Source organism: Streptosporangium sp. NPDC049248 (genome assembly GCF_040678965.1).
GTDB classification, from domain to species: Bacteria; Actinomycetota; Actinomycetes; order Streptosporangiales; family Streptosporangiaceae; genus Streptosporangium; species Streptosporangium fukuiense.
In genome coordinates this window covers 118117-135952 of sequence record NZ_JBFAQY010000005.1, presented here as the reverse complement: position 1 = coordinate 135952, position 17836 = coordinate 118117, and the positions used below count along the sequence as shown (strand labels likewise).

Below are 17836 nucleotides of genomic sequence, written 5' to 3'. Positions count from 1 at the left end.
GGATGCGGGTCAAAGGGGGTGACCCGACACCTTAGCGGCGGTCGTTGTGAGGACCGTCAACGCCCTGGAAGGCGCCCGAATGCTGCGACGGGTCGCCGCCGAACGGGTTGGGCGCGCCCTGGAGCGTCGGCTGACCACCCGGGGCCACCGCGTGGGACATGGCCGGAGGCCCGCTCACGATCGGGAACCCGCCGCTGCCCTCGGCAGCCACGTTGAGTTCGGCCAGCTGGTTCTCCAGATACAGCTTCAGGCGACTACGGTACTCGCGCTCGAAGCTGCGAAGCTCCTCGACCTTGCGCTCGAGCTCGTCGCGGGTCTGCACCAGTGAGCCCATGGCCTGGCGGTGCCGCTCCTGCGCGTCGCGCTCCAGCGTCTCGGCTCGGGCACGTGCGTCACCGATGACCTGCTCGGCCTGGCGACGTGCCTTGCCGAGGATGTCGTCGGCCTCGCGGCGCGCCCGGGTCACCGTCTCGTCCGCCTCCCGGCGGGCGTCGGCGATGGCCTGGTCCGCGGTCTGCTGCGCGAGGGCGAGCACCCGGGCCGCGGTGTCCATGTTGTCCTCGGCCGGAGGCATTCCCATTCCGACGGGAACGGGCTGCTGATGCTGCACCGGCTCGGGAGCGCGCATCGGCTCCGGCTGCTGCATCATCATCTCGGGCTTGGGCTCGGCGATGGGGGCGGGCGCCATGGCCATGCCCATCCCGCCGGGGACCTTGCCCCGCAGGCACTCCGCCAGCTTGGCGCGGAGCTCCTCGTTCTCCTGAATGAGACGGTCCAACTCGGACTCGACCTCATCGAGGAAGGCATCTACCTCTTCCTCGTCGTAACCCGGCCGAAGGCGGGTCGTACTGAATTGCTTGTTCCGCACATCGGCGGGAGTCAGCGGCATTTCGGTCTCCTTGGCGCGCTTGGAGTCTGTCCGGGGGGACGGTACCCGATCAACGAAGCGCGGACACGAGTTGGATCAAGACCAAGACCACAATGAACAGCACTGTGAAGCTTAGGTCAAAGGCCACCGTACCCAACCGGAGTGGTGGAATGAAACGGCGGAGGAACTTGAGAGGTGGGTCGGTCACCGTGTATACGGCTTCCGCCAGCACCAGGACGATGCCGGTGGGGCGCCACTGACGTGCGAACGCCTGCACCGTCTCAAAGATCATTCTGCCGATCAGCAGAACGAGGTAGATGGACAGGACGAAGACCAAGATCCCGCTAACGATCCCCACGGTCCGTCCTCGCCTCCACTCCGCTCTGCCGTCCTTCGTCCCATCGGGACCTGTCGGGCCGGTCACTGTTCATGGTGGAACTCTAGCTCTGGTTGAAGAATCCGCGTTCCGCGATTCGAGCCTTGTCCTCGGCGGTCACCTCGACATTGGCTGGGGACAACAGGAACACCTTGTTGGTAACACGTTCAATGCTGCCATGTAGGCCAAAGACGAGACCTGCCGCGAAATCAACGAGCCGCTTTGCGTCACTGTCAACCATCTCGGTCAGGTTCATGATGACCGGGGTGCCGTCACGGAAGTGCTCGCCGATGGTCCGCGCCTCGTTGTACGTGCGGGGATGAAGGGTGGTGATGCGCGCCAGATCGGTCGTACGGCGCTCCAGGACGGCCGTCGTGGGCCGCGGAGCGGGCACACCCGGGTCGGTGTCGTCCGACAGGTCGTGGACCGTGCCAGGACGCTCGTCGCCCTCCCGGCGCGTGTCGTCGAACTCCTCGTACTCGTCGTCGGGGTAGCTGTCGTATCTCTCGTAGCGGTCGTCCTCAACAAGACCGAGGTAGACCGCCATCTTGCGCATCGCGCCGGCCATCGCTACTTCTTCCTCCGTCTTACTTCGATGTGCCCGAGGGGCCAGCCCGACCGCCCTGAGCTCACCACCGTTCGACCGCTGTCCGGGTACGCGGACGCCAAGGTCCACTTGAAGGGACATTACCTGACGAAGGGCTTCCTGCGACCGAGCAACGCCGTACCAACACGCAGGTGTGTCGCACCGTTGGCAATGGCCTGGGACATATCCCCGCTCATCCCCGCCGAGATGACGTCGGCGCCCGGGTGGGCGTCCTGGACGGACCGCGCGATCTCCCTCAGCCTCGCGAACGCCCTGCCCGGTTCCTCCTCCAGCGGCGCGACCGCCATCACCCCGCCCAGCTCAAGCCCCGGCGCTCCGGCGACGGCGTCCGCCAGCGCCTCGGCCTGCTGCGGCACCACCCCGCCCCTGGCGGGGTCACCGTCGAGCGCGACCTGTACCAGGCAGGTGATCCGGCGCCCCACCCCGAGCGCCTCCCTGCTGAGGGCGGTGACCAGCCGGGGGCGGTCGACCGAGTGGACGACGTCCGCGTAGCCGACCACCGAGCGGACCTTGTTGGTCTGCAACTGGCCGACGAAGTGCCACCGCAGGCCGAGGTCGGCGCATTCGCGCGCCTTGACCGAGGCCTCCTGGTCGCGGTTCTCCCCGACGTCGGTGATCCCGAGTCCGGCCAGCAGCCGCACGTCGGAGGCGGGGTAGGTCTTGCTCACCGCGATGAGCGTCAGCTCCTCGCGACTGCGGCCGGCGGCCCGGCAGGCTTCGGCGATCTCCGCCTCGACCCGGGCCAGCCCGGCCGCGATCTCATCTCGTCGTGTTGTTTCCGTCACATCTCCGCCGCTCGGACACTGGCAAACCGGCGGAGCCCATTCTTCCCGGCACGGCCGGGTGGCTCTTCACCCGCCCCCACCGTGAGCGATGTCACTTCAGGAAGTCGGGAACGTCCAGTTCCTCTTCCTGCTCCTCGAAGATCACCGGGCGCCGCCGGGCGGGGTCGGTGACCCGCGCGGAGATCGGCGTCGGCTGCGAGGGCTCGGGGGTCGGACGCGGGATCGACAGCGGAGGGGAGTGCGGCTCCTCCACGCGGTGCGGCTCGGCGTGCTCCACCGGCTGTACCGGGTGGATCTGCTGGGGCGGAGGCGTCGGCTCCGCCGGCGGGGTGACGACCTGCCGCACCGGCGAGGGCGGCGTGTGCTCCACCCTGGGCTCCGGACGGGGCTCGGGGCGGGGCTCCGCCTTGACCGTGGGCGCCAGCGGGCGGACCGGGGCGGCCGCCGAGGGCGGGGCGGGACGCGAGGCGGGCTGCGGGCGGGACGCCGGCTGCGGGAGTTGCTTGGGCTCGGGAGCGGGCTCGTCGAAGCCTGCCGCGATCACGGTGACGCGCACCTCGTCGCCGAGGGCGTCGTCGATGACCGTACCGAAGATGATGTTGGCGTCCGGTGCCGCGGCGGTGGAGACGAGCTGGGCCGCCTCGTTGATCTCGAACAGGCCCAGGTCGGAGCCGCCGGCGATCGAGAGCAGCACGCCGTGCGCACCGTCGATGCTGGCCTCCAGCAGCGGGCTGGACACGGCCATCTCGGCCGCCGCGACCGAACGGTCGTCGCCGCGCGCGTGGCCGATGCCCATCAGGGCCGAGCCGGCACCGGACATGACCGACTTCACATCGGCGAAGTCGAGGTTGATCAGTCCGGGCGTGGTGATCAGGTCGGTGATGCCCTGGACACCGGAGAGCAGCACCTGGTCCGCCGCCTTGAAGGCGTCCAGCACGCTCACCTGCCGGTCGGAGATCGACAGCAGCCGGTCGTTCGGGATCACGATGAGGGTGTCGACCTCCTCGCGGAGGGTCTCGATGCCGGCGTCGGCCTGCATCGCCCTGCGCCGCCCCTCGAAGCTGAAGGGCCGGGTCACCACACCGATGGTCAGCGCGCCCAGGGTACGGGCGATGTTGGCCACCACCGGGGCGCCTCCGGTGCCCGTGCCACCGCCCTCCCCGGCCGTGACGAAAACCATGTCGGCGCCCTTGAGGACCTCTTCGATCTCCTCACGGTGGTCCTCGGCCGCCTTGCGCCCGACTTCGGGATTGGCTCCCGCGCCGAGGCCGCGAGTGAGCTCGCGCCCGACGTCGAGCTTGACGTCGGCGTCACTCATCAGCAGCGCCTGGGCGTCGGTATTGATGGCGATGAACTCGACGCCCTTGAGTCCCTCCTCGATCATCCGGTTGACGGCGTTGACTCCGCCTCCGCCGATTCCTACAACCTTGATGACCGCGAGGTAGTTCTGCGGTGCTGCCACGACGAGGGGCCTTTCCGCTCGTTGACTTGCAATTTCATGCGGCACGGGGCCCGTGCCGTCGTTTCCAAAACCCTCACCCTCAAGTTGAGATTTAGCTTTATGTCAACCTGAGGAGTGATACGGACAGTAGGAGTTACGCTCCTGGCGGGTCAACTAACCGCGCCGCAAGCACGTCCAGCGTGTCGCGGGCCGTCCTTTTCCGGCAACGCCCGCCATCCGATGAGATCACTTAACCGTCACGACGTCAGGCGAACTGACGTCATAGGTGTCGGCCGGACGTCTGAGCAGCGTAACAAGGATCCGCGCCTTGTCCGCGGGACGGTCGCCACCGCCCCACACGATCGCGCGGCCGTCCTTCAGCCGCAGCGAGACCGTCTCGGCCGACGGTGCGAGCACCTCCGCGACCCGGCGGGCCAGATTCTCCGGCAGCGCGGCGATGACCGTGAGCGCCGCCGCGGTCGCCGGGTCGCCCGGCCCCGGCCGGTCCACCCGCAGCACCGGCAGTGCCGGCGGCGCGACGTCCTTGACCTCGGTGACCATCCCGTGCCGGTCCATCAGCGCCGACCTGTCGCCGACCGGCACCACCGCCACCGGCCTGCGCTCCACGACCTTCACCCGCAGGGTCCCCGGCCAGGCGCGGCTGACCGTCACCGACTCGATCTGGGTGATCCTGCCGATCCGGTCCTCCACCTCGGCCAGGTCGACCGTGGCGAGGGGCTTGCCGCCGGCCACCTGCGCCGCCCGCCGGATCTCCTCGGTGGACAGGCCCGCGTTGCCCACCACCTGGATCTCCCGGACCCCGAGCACCGGGGAGAAGAACACCAGCCACGCGGTGATGCCCACCACCCCCGCGGTGAGCAGGGCCAGGAAGGCCGACCGCCACACGCCGTTCAATGCCACTCCCCCTCCGGCGACCCGCGCCCGCTGGCATGGGTCACCGCGCGGCCAGCTCCGCCACGATCCTGGGACCCAGCTCGGTCACGTCGCCCGCGCCCATGGTCAGGACGATGTCCCCCGGCCTGGCCAGGCTCGCGACCAGGGCGGGCACGCTGTCCCGCTGGGGGGCGTAGGCCACCCGCTCCGCGGGCAGCGGCACCTTGCCCGCCACCAGCGCCCCCGACACGCCGGGCTCGGGATCCTCGCGGGCGCCGTAGACGTCCAGGACGACGGCCTCGTCGGCCAGCCCGAGCGCGATGCCGAACTCGTCGGCGAAGAACCTGGTGCGCGAGTACAGGTGCGGCTGGAAGACCGCGATGACCCTGCCGTCTCCCGAGAAGGACGCCACCACGTCCCGCGCCGCGCGCAGGTCGGCGGCCAGCTCGGTCGGGTGGTGGGCGTAGCTGTCGAAGACCGCCACCCCGCCCGCCTCACCCTTGGCCTCGAAACGGCGCTTGGCACCGGTGAAGGCCGCCAGACCGTCACGGATCTCACCGAAGGAGACGCCCAGCTCCCCCGCCACCGCGATGACCGCGGCCGCGTTGAGCGCGTTGTGACGGCCCGGGACCGCGAGCCTGACCTCCCCGTGCCCGTGGACCGTGAAGGTGATGCCCAGCCCGTCGGGAGAGACCTCGCCCACCCGCAGGTCGGCGTCCTCCGCCTCACCGTACGTGATCACCTTCAGGCCGCGGGCGCGGGCGATCGGGACCAGCGCGGCGGAGCCGGGATCGTCGGCGCAGATGACCATGGTGCCGGCGACGCGCTCCACGAACCGGGCGAAGCTATCGTGAACCGCGCGCGGATCACCGTAGTTGTCCAGATGGTCCGGCTCGACGTTGGTCACCACGGCGATGTCGGGGGCCAGCATGAGGAAGGAGCCGTCGCTCTCGTCGGCCTCGGCGACGAACACCTCGCCCGAGCCCTCGTCGGCGCCCAGCCCCGTCGTCACCAGCTGCCCGCCCACACAGTACGAGGGGTCGGCGCCGCACTTCTGCAGCGCCACGGTGAGCATCGAGGTCGTGGTGGTCTTGCCGTGGGTGCCGGCCAGCGCGACGCCGGTCCTGCCCGCCATGACGGAGGCGAGCGCGGCGGCCCTGGGGATGACCCGCAGGCCCTGGCGGAGCGCCTCGCCCAGCTCGGGATTGGAGTCGCGGATCGCGGTGGAGACCACGACCGTGTCGACCTGCTTGATGTGCGAGGCGGCGTGGCCGATGTGCACCCTGGCCCCCAGCTCCCGCAGCTCGGTCGCGATGTCCGACCCCCGCGCGTCGCTGCCGGAGACCTGCACGCCCCGTTTAAGTAGGATGCGCGCGATTCCGGACATCCCAGAACCGCCGATCCCGATGAAGTGGACCCGTCCCAGGTCTCCGGCCGCAACCGGATCCACCAGCTTGACCAGGCTCATCGGCCGCTCACCCCTCCTCGTTCGCCGCACGGACGCTCTCGTCCCGCCCGGCCCTCTCGCCGGAGACGGGCACGGGCAGCCCCGCGCTCACCGCGTCGGATCCGCTCCGCGCCCACTCAGCCTCTCCCCCGCACCGCGATCTGCAGCACCCTGCGCGCCAGTGTCACGTCGGCGTCCTTCCTGCCCATCCGAGACGCCGCCTCGGACATGGTGACCACGCGTTCGGGGTCGGACAGGATGGGCAGCACGTTCTGAATGATCCACTCCGCTGACAACTCGGCGTCATCGATCATCAGGCCGCCGCCGCCCCGCACGATCGGCGTGGCGTTGAGCCGCTGCTCGCCGTTGCCGTGCGGCAGCGGGATGTACGCGGCCGGCAGGCCCACCGCCGTCAGCTCGGCGCAGGTCATCGCACCGCTGCGGCACAGGGCGAAGTCGGCGGCGGCGTAGGCCAGGTCCATCCGGTCGACGTACTGCAGCACGACGTACTGCGGGTCGCCGGGCGGCGGTTCCTCCTCCAGCGTGTTCTTCGGGCCGATGACGTGCAGCACCTGCACTCCGGCCCGGCGCAGCGCGGGGGCGGCGGCCAGGGCCGCCTGGTTGAGCGAGCGGGCCCCCTGGGAGCCGCCGGTGACCAGCAGCGTGGGCAGGTCGGCCTCCAGGCCGAACCAGGCCCTGGCCTTGTCGCCCATGGACAGCCGGTCGAGGTTGACGATCTCACGGCGCAGCGGGATGCCGATGTACTCGGCCTGGTTCAGCGGCGTGTCCGGGTGGCCGGTGAACACGTGGTCGGTGAGGCGCGCGCCCAGCCGGTTGGCCAGTCCGGGGCGCGGGTTGGCCTCGTGGACCACGATCGGCACGCCGCGCCGCCGCGCCGCCAGGTAGGCGGGGGTCGCCACGTAGCCGCCGAAGCCAACCAGGACGTCGGCCTGGACCCGGTCCATGACGGCGGCGGCCGCGTTGATGGCGCCCGCCAGGCGGCCCGGCACGCTCAGCAACTGGGGCGTCAGTGTCCGGGGCAGCGGCACCGCGGGCACCAGTTGCAGTTCATACCCCCTGGCCGGGACCAGCCTGGTCTCCAGGCCTCGCTCCGTGCCGAGGCAGGTGATCCCGATGTTGGGGTCGAGTTGGCGCAGCGCGTCGGCCAGAGCCAGCGCCGGTTCGATATGACCAGCCGTCCCGCCGCCGGCGAGGACCACCCTCATGTCGGTCCTTTCGCTTATCGTCTTCCACGGCCCGGCCGTCGTTTCCTGGCCGGACCACCCAGGCCAAGCCAGCTTAGGCCCCGCGCCACCGGTCCGGGGCCATGGGCCGCGAGAGCCTCGCGGGCGCCGGGTTCGTGCTTGGCGAACGACAGGAGCATGCCGAGGGTGGCCAGGGTGGGCAGCAGGGCCGACCCACCGTAGGAGACCAGCGGCAACGGGATACCGGTGATGGGCAGCACGCCGATGACGGCGCCGATGTTGACGATCGCCTGACCGGCGATCCAGGCGACCGCGGCGGCGGAGGCGAGCCGGACGAACGGGTCCTTCACCCGGGTGGCCACCCGCAGCCCCGCGTAGCCCAGCAGCCCGAACAGGGCCACCACGACGAGCGTGCCCATCAGCCCGAGCTCCTCACCGAGGATGGAGAAGATGAAGTCGCTCTCCGCGTGCGGGATCCAGCTCCACTTCTGCCTGCTGGATCCCAGGCCCAGCCCGAACCAGCCGCCGCTGCCCATCGCGATCTGTCCCTGCACGGCCTGGAAGCCGGACCCCTGGGCGTTGCCCCACGGGTCGAGCCAGCCCGTGATCCGGTCCGAGCGGTAGCCCTCGGTGCTGATCATGACGATGGTCGCGAGCACCGCCACCGCGAGGATCCCGCCGAACAGCCTCAGCGGCGCGCCCACCACCCAGAGCAGCGACAGGAAGATCATCATCAGCACCAGCGTGGTGCCGAGGTCGCTTCCCAGCATGACCATGACGGCCAGGATGGCGGTGCCCGGCATCAGCGGGATGAACAGGCTGCGCCATTCGATCAGGCCGTTGCGCGCCCTGCGGGCCAGCAGGTCGGCACCCCAGAGGATCAGCCCGAGCTTGGCGGGCTCGGACGGCTGCAGGTAGATGGGGCCGAGGTCGATCCAGCGCTGGGCGCCGAGCTGGGAGGTGCCGACGAACAGCACCAGCACCAGCCCGAGGATCGACAGCGCCATCAGCGGGTAGCCGGCGAGCCTGAAGAACCGGGGGGGCAGCTGGGCGCAGACCCACATCAGCGGGAGACCGATCGCGGCCGAGATCGACTGCTTGAAGAACCAGTAGAAGGGATCGCCCATCTCCTGCAGCGCCTCGATGCTGGACGCCGACAGCACCATCATCAGGCCGAGCACCAGCAGCAGGGCGCTGCACCCCAGGATCAGGTAGTACGAGGTCAACGGCCGGTTGAGCAGCTCGCGGAAGGCGAGCAGGTGCTCGCGGAAGCCGTCCTGGCCCCGGGGGGCGCCCTCCTGCGCCGTCGCGCTCACACCCGTCCCCCGTCGTGCCCTGCGGCGAGACGGTGCACGGCTCGGGCGAACGCCTCCCCTCGGGCGGGATAACCGGAGAACATGTCCCAGGAGGCGCCGGCCGGGGCCAGCAGCACGGTGTCTCCGGGGGTGGCGAGCCTGGCGGCTTCGGTGACGACACGGTCCATGACCCCAGTGTCTTGCCCGGCCACCTCCACCACCGGAACATTCCCGGCGTGTCGCGCCAGAGCCTCGCGAATTCGTTCGCGGTCGGCGCCCAGCAGGACCGCGCCGCGCAGGCGGGGCGCGGCGCGGCGTACCAGCTCGCCGACGTCCGCGCCCTTGAGCAACCCGCCCGCCACCCAGACGATCGACGGGTAGGCGGCCAGCGAGGCGGCGGCGGCGTGCGGGTTGGTGGCCTTGGAGTCGTCCACGTAGTCGACCTCGGCGACCCTGGCCACGTGCGCGATCCGGTGGGGGTCGGGCACGAAGGCCAGCAGGCCCTCGCGCACCGCGGCGGCGCTCACCCCGTAGGCCCTGGCCAGCGCCGCGGCGGCGAGCGCGTTGGCCACGTTGTGCGGCGCGAACGGGCGGACGTCGTCGAACGAGGCGAGCTCCTCCGCGTTGCTCGCGGGGTCGGCCACGAACGCCCGGTCCACCAGCAGGTCCTCGACCACGCCGAGCTGGCCCGGCGCGGGCACGCCGAGGGTGAAGCCCACGCTGCGTGCCGCCGCGCTCTCGTACGGCGCGGCGAGACGGGTCGCCCACTCGTCGTCGGCGTTGTACACGACGGTCCCGGCCCTGGCGAAGATCTCCCCCTTGACCCGGGCGTACTCCTCCATGGAGCCGTGCCAGTCGAGGTGGTCCGGAGCCACGTTGAGCACCGCGGCCGCGTACGGGGCGATGCTGGGCGAGCGGTGCAGCTGGAAGCTGGACAGCTCCACCGCCAGCACGTCGCCGGCTCCGGCGACCGCCTCCACCACCGGGGTGCCGACGTTGCCGACGGCGAGCGCCCGATGCCCGGCGGCCAGGAGCATCGAGGTGAGCATCCGGACCACGGTGGTCTTGCCGTTGGTGCCGGTCAGCGCCAGCCAGGGAGCGGCTTGGCCCGGGCGGAGCCGCCAGGCCAGCTCGACCTCGCCGATCACCTCGATCCCCGCCGCCGCGGCGTCGGCGAGCAGCGGGTGGTGCGGCGGCCAGCCCGTGGTGACGATCAGCGAGGTGCCCGCCGGGGGCTCCGCGGACTCACCGAAGCGGACCTCGACACCGAGCTCGGCGAGCTCGCCCGCGAGCGCCCTGGCCCGCTCGTCGTCCCTGCCCTCCAGGACGACCACCTTCTCGCCCCTCGCGGCCATCGTGCGGGCCACGGCCGTGCCCGAGACCCCCAGCCCGGCGACGCAGATCACATGGCCTTTCCCACTCACAGCCTGGGCATCCATTCCACGTAGAAGATCCCCAGCCCGGCGGCCGCGCACAGGGCGGCGATCAGCCAGAAGCGGACCACGATGGTGGTCTCGGCCCAGCCCTTCAGCTCGAAGTGGTGCTGGAGCGGGGCCATCCTGAAGACCCGTTTACCGGTCATCTTGAAGGAGCCGACCTGGATGATCACCGACATGGTGATGAGCACGCACATCCCGGCGAGGATGATCAGCAGGAGCTGGGTCCTGGTGGTGATGGCCAGTCCGGCGAGCACGCCGCCCAGGGCCAGCGAACCGGTGTCACCCATGAAGATCTTCGCCGGTGGGGCGTTCCACCACAGGAAGCCGACCAGCGCGCCGAGCACCGCCGCGGCGACCACGGCCAGGTCCAGCGGGTCGCGGACCCAGTAGCAGTTGGGCCCGAGCTGGGTGGTGCAGCTGTTGCGCAGCTGCCAGTTGCCGATCAGCACGTACGAGGCCAGCACCACGCCGGTGGCACCGCTGGCCAGGCCGTCGAGACCGTCGGTGAGGTTCACCGCGTTGGAGAAGCCCACGATCATGATCAGCACCCAGATGATGAACCCGATGAGCCCGATGGAGGGGCCGAAGTCCCTCAGGAACGACAGGCGCGTCTCGGCCGGGGTGATCAGGTAGGCGTTGGGGAAACGGGTCACCAGGATCGCGAAGACCGCGCCGACGATGAGCTGGCCCAGCGCCTTGGCACCGCTGCGCAGGCCCAGGCTGCGCTGCTTGTAGATCTTGATGAAGTCGTCCAGGAAGCCGACCGCGCCCAGGCCCGTCATCAGGAACAGCACCAGGACCGCGGAGACCGTGGGCGGTGTGAAGCTGTAGAGGTGGGCGCAGGCGAAGCCGACCAGCGCGGCGATCACGATCACGGTGCCGCCCATGGTGGGGGTGCCGCGTTTGTCGTGGTGGCCGGAGGGTCCCTCCTCCCTGATGCTCTGCCCGTAGCCGCGCCGGGAGAACAGGCGGATCGCCAGCGGCGTGCCCAGCATGGACAGCAGCAGGCTGATCGCCGCCGCGACGAGGATCTCCCTCATCGGCGATCACCTCCGAGCAGCGCCGCGGCCACCCGCTCAAGACCCGCGGCGCGCGGTCCCTTGACGAGCACGACATCACCGGGGGCCAGCAGTGCCGACAGCTCCGCACCCGCCTGTGCCGCGTCGGCGGCGTGCGAGACCCGGGTGGCGCCCTGGATCCCGGTTTCCGGGGCGTCGCCGAAGGAGGTGACGGGCGAGAGGCGTGCCGCCGGACCGGTGCCCGGCGGCTCTCCCGCCCCCGGCGGGCCGTCCACCTCGCGCGGGGCCTCCGCGTGCGCCGCGGGCGTGCGGCCCGCCGCCTCCCGTACGGCGGCCTCCGCCCCGGCCAGGATCGGGTCGGCGTCGGGGCCGACGACGAACAGAGCGGCCAGACCCGCGCCCCCGGCCAGCCGGCCCAGTTCCTCGTTGAGCGCGGGCCCCTCCTCGCCCAGCTCGCGCAGGGCGGCGATGACCGCGAAGCGGCGGCGACCGCCCGCGAGCGCGTCCAGGGCGCCGAAGGCGGCGCGCATGGAGTCGGGGTTGGCGTTGTAGGCGTCGTTGATCACGGTCACCCCGTCCTCGCGGTCGGTGACCTCCATCCGCCAGCGGCTGCGGGGCTCGGCCTCCGACAGCTCCTCGGCGATGGTGGCGACCGGCAGGCCGAGCTCGTAGGCGGCGGCCGCGGCCGCCAGCGCGTTCTCCACCGCGTGCTCACCGTACAGGCGGAGGGCGACCGGGGCGGCGCCGGACGGGGTGCGCAGTACGAAGGAGGCGCGCCCCCGCTCGTCGACGGTCACGTTCTCGGCCCGTACGTCGGCGTCCTCGCTCCGGCCGTACCAGGTGACGCGGGCGCCGGTGCGCCCGGCCATGGCGGCCACCAGCGGGTCGTCGAGGTTGAGCACGGCCACGCCGTCGGCGGGCAGCGCCTCGACCAGTTCGCCCTTGGCCCTGGCGATCTCCTCCTTGCCGCCGAACACGCCCAGGTGGGCGGTGCCGACGTTGAGGACCACGCCGATCCTCGGCGGGGCGATACGGGCCAGGTGGGCGATGTGCCCGACGTCGCGTGCGCTGAGCTCCAGCACCAGGTAGCGGGTGTTCTCATCGGCCTTCAACACGGTCAGCGGGTGGCCGATCTCGTTGTTGAACGACCCGACGGGGGCGACCGTTGGACCGATCCTGGCGGTGAGCCTGGCCAGCAGGTCCTTGGTGGTGGTCTTGCCCGCCGAGCCGGTGATGCCGATGACCGTGGTGGCCGGCAGTTCGGCGCAGACGGCGGTGGCCAGGCCGGTCATGGCCGCCACGGTGTCGCCGACGATGACGGCGGGGACGTCGACCGGCCGGGAGGCCAGCACGGCGACCGCCCCGGCCTCGACGGCCTGGGCGGCGAAGTCGTGCCCGTCGACCCGTTCACCCTTGATCGCGACGAACAGCGACCCCGGTTCGACGGCGCGGGAGTCGATGACGACCGGGCCGCGCACCACCGCGCGTGGGTCGGCCATGCCCGCGAGGGCCCCCGAGGTGATCTCGGCGATTCTGGCCAGCGGCAACGGGATCATGATGCGTCTTCCCTACTCTCCATACGTGCTTCGGCGCCCGGTGCGGTTCCGGCGCCTGACGATCGCGTCGGCCACGACCTGCCTGTCATCGAAAGGAAGCACCTGGTCGCCGATGTACTGGCCCTGCTCGTGACCCTTGCCGGCCACGACGACGACGTCGCCGAAACCCGCCCGGCCGATGGCCAGGTCGATGGCCGCGGCACGATCAGGCTCAATGATCACATGTGCGCGTCCATCCTGGGACACACCGAGAACTCCGTCCATCATCTCCGCGAGGATCCGCAGGGGATCCTCGGAGCGGGGGTTGTCGCTGGTGAGAATAGCCACATCTGCCAGCCTTGCGGCGGCTTCTCCCATCATTGGGCGTTTACCACGGTCACGGTCGCCCCCGCAGCCGAGGACCACGATGAGCCTGCCCGTGGTGACCTCGCGCAGCGAGCACAGGACGGACTCGACCGCACCGGGCTTGTGCGAGTAGTCGACGATAGCCTGGAAGTCCTCCCCGCCGGGAACCCGCTCCATCCGGCCCGGAACCCCTGCCAGCGTACCCAGGCCCGCCACCGCGGTTCGCAGCGGCACACCGGCCTCCACCAGCGCGACGACGGCGCCCAGGGCGTTGGCCACGTTGAACGGGCCGGGCAGGGCGATCGTCGCGGCCTCCTCGACGCCGCCGGGGCCCACGATCTTGAAGGTGCTGCCCTCGGGCCCCAGCCGCACGTCCACGGCCCGCCAGTCGGCCTCCACGGCGCCCTCGGCGGAGAAGGTGGTCATCGGGATCTTCGCGGTGCCGAGGAGCTCCCGCCCGTGGGCGTCGTCGATGTTGACGACGCCCACCCTGCTCATCTCGGGGGTGAACAACCGGGCCTTCGTCGCGAAGTAGTCGTCGAGATCCCGGTGGAAGTCGAGGTGGTCCTGCGACAGGTTGGTGAACAGCGCCACGTCGTAGAACACCTCGTCGACCCGGCCCAGCGCCAGCGCGTGGCTGGAGACCTCCATGGCCGCGGCGGTGACGCCCCGCTCACGCATCAGGGCGAACAGGCCCTGCAGGTCGCTGGCCTCCGGCGTGGTGAGCTTCGGCGCGAAACGCAGCTCACCGACGTGGATCTCCACCCCCCCGATCAGCCCCGGCCGGTGTCCCGCGGCCCGCAGTCCGGCCTCCAGCAGAAAGGTGGTGGTGGACTTGCCACTGGTACCGGTGACGCCGATGACCATCACGTCCGCCGCGGGATTGCCGTACACCCAGGCGGAGACCTGTCCCAGCAGGCGGCGTGGGTTGGGCACGACGAGGACGGGCAGGCCGGTCGCGACCGCGGCCTGTCTGCCCGCCTCATCGGTCAGGATCGCGGCGGCACCCGCGGCGAGGGCCTGCGCGGAGAAGTCGGCCCCGTGGGCGGTGGCTCCCGGCAGCGCGACGTAGAGATCTCCACGACACACCTGGCGCGAGTCGATGGTGATCCCGGACACCGCGGCCAGCGGCGCTCGTGACGTGCCCGAGGGCGCGCCGATGAGGCTCGCCAGCCCGGAGAGCGGACGGGGTGAACTGGTTGAGGGTCGCATGGACGACGGGGGATGCACGGCGAGAGCGTACCTTCACTCGTCACCTCCCTGCGCGTATCCGCACCGGGGAGGGCCGGGTTCCGGTCGGGGGAATCTTTCCGCTCTTCAACGCGAACGTCATCAGCTGCTTGAAGACCGGGGCGGCGATCTCCCCACCGTAGTGGCCCTGCTGGGGGTCCTGGAGCACCGCCAGGACGACCAGGCGGGGCTTGTCCACCGGAGCAAAGCCAACGAACGTCGCGGTATATCCGCAGTAGCCCTGGCAGCTGGTGTCGTAGCGCATCGCGGTGCCCGTCTTGCCCGCCACCCGGTAGCCGTCGATCGCGGCGAGGTTGCCGGTGCCCTCCTCGCTCACCGCGGCCTCCAGCATGGCGGCGATCTCCCGCGCCGTACGCTCACTGACCACCCGGGTCCGCTTACCCGGCGCGGACGGCGTGAACGCGCCGTTCTCGCCGGTCGTGCCGGCCACGATCTGCGGGGTGACGCGCACCCCGCCGTTGGCGATGGTCTGGTAGACGCTCGCCGTCTGGAGTGCGGTCACCGAGATGCCCTGGCCGTAGGCGATCGTGCAGCGCTGGCTGCCCGACCAGTCCTTCCAGTCGGGCAGCAGCCCCGCCTCCTCCCCCGGCAGCCCGGTGCCGGGTCTCGCGCCGAAACCGAAGCGCTGGAGCATCGAGTGGAGCTTCTCGTCGCCGATCTTCTGGGTGGCCAGGATCGTGCCCACGTTGCTGGAGGTCGCCACGACGCCCGAGAAGGTCAGGCGCTCGACGGCATGTGGGTGGGCGTCCTTCAGCACCCGGTCGGCACACCTGATCTGGTCGGGGACGGTGAACAGGGTGTCCGGCCGCACGGCCCCCGACTCCAGTGCCGCCGCGGCGGTGATGACCTTGTTGGTGCTGCCCGGCTCGAACACGTCCGTGACCGACCGGTTGCCCCGGTCCTCCACCGGGGAGTCCTTCCAGTTCTTCAGGTCGAGCTCCGGCGCGTTCGCCATGGCGATCACCTGACCGGTCTGCGTGTCCATCACGATGGCGCTGCCGGTGCGCGACCCGGTGGCCTTGACCTGCTCGCCGATCGCCTTCTGCGCGGCCCACTGGACGTCGCGGTTGATGGTCAGCCGCACGTCCCTGCCCTCGATGGGCGCCCGCAGGGTGCTGCGGGTCATCGGGATGCGCTGCCCCCTGGCGCCCGTCTCGATGATCTGCTCGCCGTCTCGGCCCGCGAGCAGCCTGTCGTAGGTGTTCTCCAGCCCGGCCAGTCCCGTGCCGTCGGTGCCGACGAAACCCAGCAGGCTGCCCGCCAGGTCACCGCCCGGGTAGTCGCGCCGGTAGCGGTGCTTGCTGCCGACGCCTTTGAACCCGTACGCCATGATCCGCTGGGCGAGTGCGGGATCGACGGCGGCGGCGACCTGCGCGTAGTGGCTGGTGGCGTCGGCCAGCTTGGCGGCGATCGGCTCCTTGGGCTCGTTCAGCTCCTTGGCCAGGGCCGTGGCCACCCGGTCGCGCTGCGCGGCGACGACCTGCGAGGGGTCGACGAAGATCTCGCGCGCCTCCACGGTCAGCGCGAGCTCGTGTCCGTTGACGTCGGTGATCGAGCCCCTTCTCGCGGGCAGCTTCTCACCCTGTACGCGCTGCTTGGCCGCCTCGGCGGTGTAGACCTTCGAGTCGAGGCCCTGAAGCTGGATGAGCCGCCCCGCGAAGATGGACAGCACGAAGGTCATCGCCATCAGGCCGATGCCGATACGCCTGCGGGGGTTGCCCAGGCGCAGCACCGCGGACGGGCGCGCCGGAGGCCGCGGCGGCCTGCCGCCGCCGCGTCCCATCGCGCGCGTGTGCTCCTGCTCCTGCGGCCGCTCGGTTCCGCGTCTTGGCGCGGGCCGCGCCCGGCCCTGTGGGCCCGGTGACTCCTGGGGTCGCGCGGACCGCGCCGGTCCGCGCGCGGTCTCGGAACCGGTGGGCCTGCGCGGCGCCGAGGGGCCGCCGGACCTGCCGGAGCCACCCGTGGTCCGGAGTATCGAGGGGACGTCCGGAACCCCGGAGGCACCCCTGCCCGGACGTGCGCCCGCCCGGCCGGGCGGGTAGGGGACGGGCGGCCTCGTGCCTGTTTCCTGCCTGCCGGTGGAACCCTGCCGACCGGGAGAGCCGGAGCCGCCGGACGTGCCCGCGGCCGGCGGCCTCGCCGGAGAGCCGGACCTGGTGGGCCTGGCGGACCTATCGGATTTATCGGGTTTGTCGGATCTGCCAGGTCTGCCGGTGCCCTCCGAGGCCGCCGGCCGGCCGGGCGAGCCCGTCCTGCCGGGACCGCCGGAGGTGGACGCCCGGCCGGAGCCGCCCGAAGCGGACGGCCTCGCGGCGGAGCCCGACCTGCCGGTCCGCCCCGTCCCCTGGCCCTTACCCGGGCCTTCGGCGGAGGATCGCCCCCTGGCGGCACCGGACGCCTTCTCGTCCCCCCGTCCCCTGGCCGGAGAACCCGCCCGGCCGGAACCCGTGGTGGACGGCCTGCCCGAAGAGCCCGCGCGACCGGAACCGGACGACCTGCCCGAGGAACCGGGCCTGCCCGGCCCATCGGCGCCCTGCGCCCGGCCGGCGGAACCCGCACGGCCGGAACCAGAGGAACCAGACGATCTCGGCGGACCGGATCTGCCGGACGCCGGGGGCCTGCCCGAAGAGGCGGGCCCGCCGGGGCCGTCGGGGACGCCGGGAGCACCCGAGGGCCCGGCGCCCTCGGAACCCGGCCTGCCGGGGGCGTCCGAGGCTCCTCCGCCAGGTCTGCCCGTCCGGCCGGGACCGCCGGGAGAGCGCCGGCCAGGGCTTCCCGCCGATCCGCCCGAGGAGCCGCCACGGCCCTGTCCGGGCCCCCGTCCGCCGCTCTCTCTCACTGGCCCGTGCCCGGCACTCGCTCCTGCCCTGCGGGCGTCTGACCGTCACTGGCGGCCCTGCTGGCGGGTTTGTCGGGAGTGATGACACGCGCGGTGTCCCAGTCGGGCCCAAGCCCCTGGTACTCGTTGCTCTTCGCGACCGCGTCGGGCATCTCCAGCCGCGTGTTCGCGCTCTTCTTCGCCTCTTTCTCGATGCGCAGCCCGCTGATCTCCTTGCGCAGCCCGTTGGCCCTGAAGGAGTCCTTGGCGAGCACGGCGTTCAGCAGCAGCAGACTGACCAGGCCGCCGCAGAGCAGGCCGACCACGAGCAGCACGAAGGGAGCCCTCGGCGCCCGCGCGCGACGGGCCGCGAGGGCCGCCTGAGCCGGGGCGGCCGGACCGGAGACGGGCACGGGCCTGGCCGGGCCGCGGCGCCCCTGCGGCATCGCACGGGGGACGCGCACGGGACGCGCGCCGCGACCGGGCACGG

The 17836-nt window shown here is 71.6% G+C and carries 15 protein-coding genes; all 15 read right to left on the bottom strand.

All coding sequences use genetic code 11. From position 1 onward, the window contains the following. Positions 1-31: 31 nt before the first annotated feature. The 15 genes from AB0K21_RS12305 to AB0K21_RS12235 all read right to left on the bottom strand — a co-directional run bounded on the left by AB0K21_RS12305 (position 32) and on the right by AB0K21_RS12235 (position 17810). Positions 32-889 carry a DivIVA domain-containing protein gene (locus AB0K21_RS12305; RefSeq protein ID WP_343980728.1) on the bottom strand — a complete coding sequence of 286 codons (858 nt, stop codon included), beginning with the start codon at positions 887-889 and terminating at the stop codon, positions 32-34. Positions 890-938: 49 nt separating this feature from the next. Next, positions 939-1226 (bottom strand): YggT family protein, encoded by a 288-nt coding sequence (locus AB0K21_RS12300; RefSeq protein WP_030909817.1) that lies wholly within the window; start codon positions 1224-1226, stop codon positions 939-941. Positions 1227-1308: 82 nt separating this feature from the next. Next, a complete protein-coding gene (sepF, locus tag AB0K21_RS12295; protein WP_343980733.1) occupies positions 1309-1812 on the bottom strand; it encodes a cell division protein SepF in 504 nt (167 codons plus the stop codon). Positions 1813-1931: 119 nt separating this feature from the next. After that, a complete protein-coding gene (locus AB0K21_RS12290) occupies positions 1932-2636 on the bottom strand; it encodes a YggS family pyridoxal phosphate-dependent enzyme (protein ID WP_343980737.1) in 705 nt (234 codons plus the stop codon). 91 nt (positions 2637-2727) lie between these two features. Continuing rightward, the gene (ftsZ, locus tag AB0K21_RS12285) at positions 2728-4098 is read right to left on the bottom strand and encodes a cell division protein FtsZ (protein ID WP_343980740.1); all 1371 of its coding nucleotides are present in this window, start codon (positions 4096-4098) and stop codon (positions 2728-2730) included. A gap of 225 nt (positions 4099-4323) precedes the next feature. Then, the gene (locus tag AB0K21_RS12280; RefSeq protein ID WP_364149514.1) at positions 4324-4998 is read right to left on the bottom strand and encodes an FtsQ-type POTRA domain-containing protein; all 675 of its coding nucleotides are present in this window, start codon (positions 4996-4998) and stop codon (positions 4324-4326) included. A gap of 34 nt (positions 4999-5032) precedes the next feature. Beyond that, the gene (gene murC, locus AB0K21_RS12275; RefSeq protein ID WP_343980743.1) at positions 5033-6439 is read right to left on the bottom strand and encodes a UDP-N-acetylmuramate--L-alanine ligase; all 1407 of its coding nucleotides are present in this window, start codon (positions 6437-6439) and stop codon (positions 5033-5035) included. 116 nt (positions 6440-6555) lie between these two features. Beyond that, positions 6556-7644: an undecaprenyldiphospho-muramoylpentapeptide beta-N-acetylglucosaminyltransferase gene (murG, locus tag AB0K21_RS12270; RefSeq protein WP_343980746.1), complete on the bottom strand. Its 1089-nt coding sequence runs from the start codon at positions 7642-7644 to the stop codon at positions 6556-6558. A gap of 14 nt (positions 7645-7658) precedes the next feature. After that, positions 7659-8939, bottom strand: coding sequence for a putative lipid II flippase FtsW (gene ftsW / locus AB0K21_RS12265; protein WP_343980749.1), 1281 nt, complete (start codon positions 8937-8939; stop codon positions 7659-7661). Continuing rightward, positions 8936-10357 (bottom strand): UDP-N-acetylmuramoyl-L-alanine--D-glutamate ligase, encoded by a 1422-nt coding sequence (gene murD / locus AB0K21_RS12260; protein ID WP_364149511.1) that lies wholly within the window; start codon positions 10355-10357, stop codon positions 8936-8938. The genes ftsW and murD overlap by 4 nt, the downstream gene beginning before the upstream one ends. Beyond that, a complete protein-coding gene (gene mraY / locus AB0K21_RS12255; RefSeq protein WP_343980755.1) occupies positions 10339-11397 on the bottom strand; it encodes a phospho-N-acetylmuramoyl-pentapeptide-transferase in 1059 nt (352 codons plus the stop codon). The genes murD and mraY overlap by 19 nt, the downstream gene beginning before the upstream one ends. Next, positions 11394-12932 carry a UDP-N-acetylmuramoyl-tripeptide--D-alanyl-D-alanine ligase gene (murF, locus tag AB0K21_RS12250; protein ID WP_364149509.1) on the bottom strand — a complete coding sequence of 513 codons (1539 nt, stop codon included), beginning with the start codon at positions 12930-12932 and terminating at the stop codon, positions 11394-11396. Before murF ends, mraY begins: the two co-directional genes overlap by 4 nt. A 12-nt stretch (positions 12933-12944) precedes the next feature. Further along, positions 12945-14489 carry a UDP-N-acetylmuramoyl-L-alanyl-D-glutamate--2,6-diaminopimelate ligase gene (locus AB0K21_RS12245; RefSeq protein ID WP_343982938.1) on the bottom strand — a complete coding sequence of 515 codons (1545 nt, stop codon included), beginning with the start codon at positions 14487-14489 and terminating at the stop codon, positions 12945-12947. Between the two features lie 40 nt (positions 14490-14529). Next, entirely contained in the window at positions 14530-16311 is a 1782-nt protein-coding gene (locus AB0K21_RS12240; protein ID WP_343982941.1) for a penicillin-binding protein 2, read from the bottom strand. Between the two features lie 1052 nt (positions 16312-17363). After that, positions 17364-17810, bottom strand: coding sequence for a hypothetical protein (locus tag AB0K21_RS12235; protein ID WP_364149506.1), 447 nt, complete (start codon positions 17808-17810; stop codon positions 17364-17366). Between the last annotated feature and the right edge of the window lie 26 nt (positions 17811-17836).

Excerpts from the sequence above, each read along its gene's own strand:
- murD (WP_364149511.1), bottom strand. The coding sequence starts at position 10,357 with ATGGATGCCCAGGCTGTGAGTGGGAAAGGCCATGTGATCTGCGTCGCC.
- AB0K21_RS12245 (WP_343982938.1), bottom strand. The coding sequence starts at position 14,489 with ATGCGACCCTCAACCAGTTCACCCCGTCCGCTCTCCGGGCTGGCGAGC.
- murG (WP_343980746.1), bottom strand. The coding sequence starts at position 7,644 with ATGAGGGTGGTCCTCGCCGGCGGCGGGACGGCTGGTCATATCGAACCG.
- AB0K21_RS12305 (WP_343980728.1), bottom strand. The coding sequence starts at position 889 with ATGCCGCTGACTCCCGCCGATGTGCGGAACAAGCAATTCAGTACGACC.
- sepF (WP_343980733.1), bottom strand. The coding sequence starts at position 1,812 with ATGGCCGGCGCGATGCGCAAGATGGCGGTCTACCTCGGTCTTGTTGAG.
- murC (WP_343980743.1), bottom strand. The coding sequence starts at position 6,439 with ATGAGCCTGGTCAAGCTGGTGGATCCGGTTGCGGCCGGAGACCTGGGA.
- AB0K21_RS12240 (WP_343982941.1), bottom strand. The coding sequence starts at position 16,311 with ATGGGACGCGGCGGCGGCAGGCCGCCGCGGCCTCCGGCGCGCCCGTCC.
- murF (WP_364149509.1), bottom strand. The coding sequence starts at position 12,932 with ATGATCCCGTTGCCGCTGGCCAGAATCGCCGAGATCACCTCGGGGGCC.
- mraY (WP_343980755.1), bottom strand. The coding sequence starts at position 11,397 with ATGAGGGAGATCCTCGTCGCGGCGGCGATCAGCCTGCTGCTGTCCATG.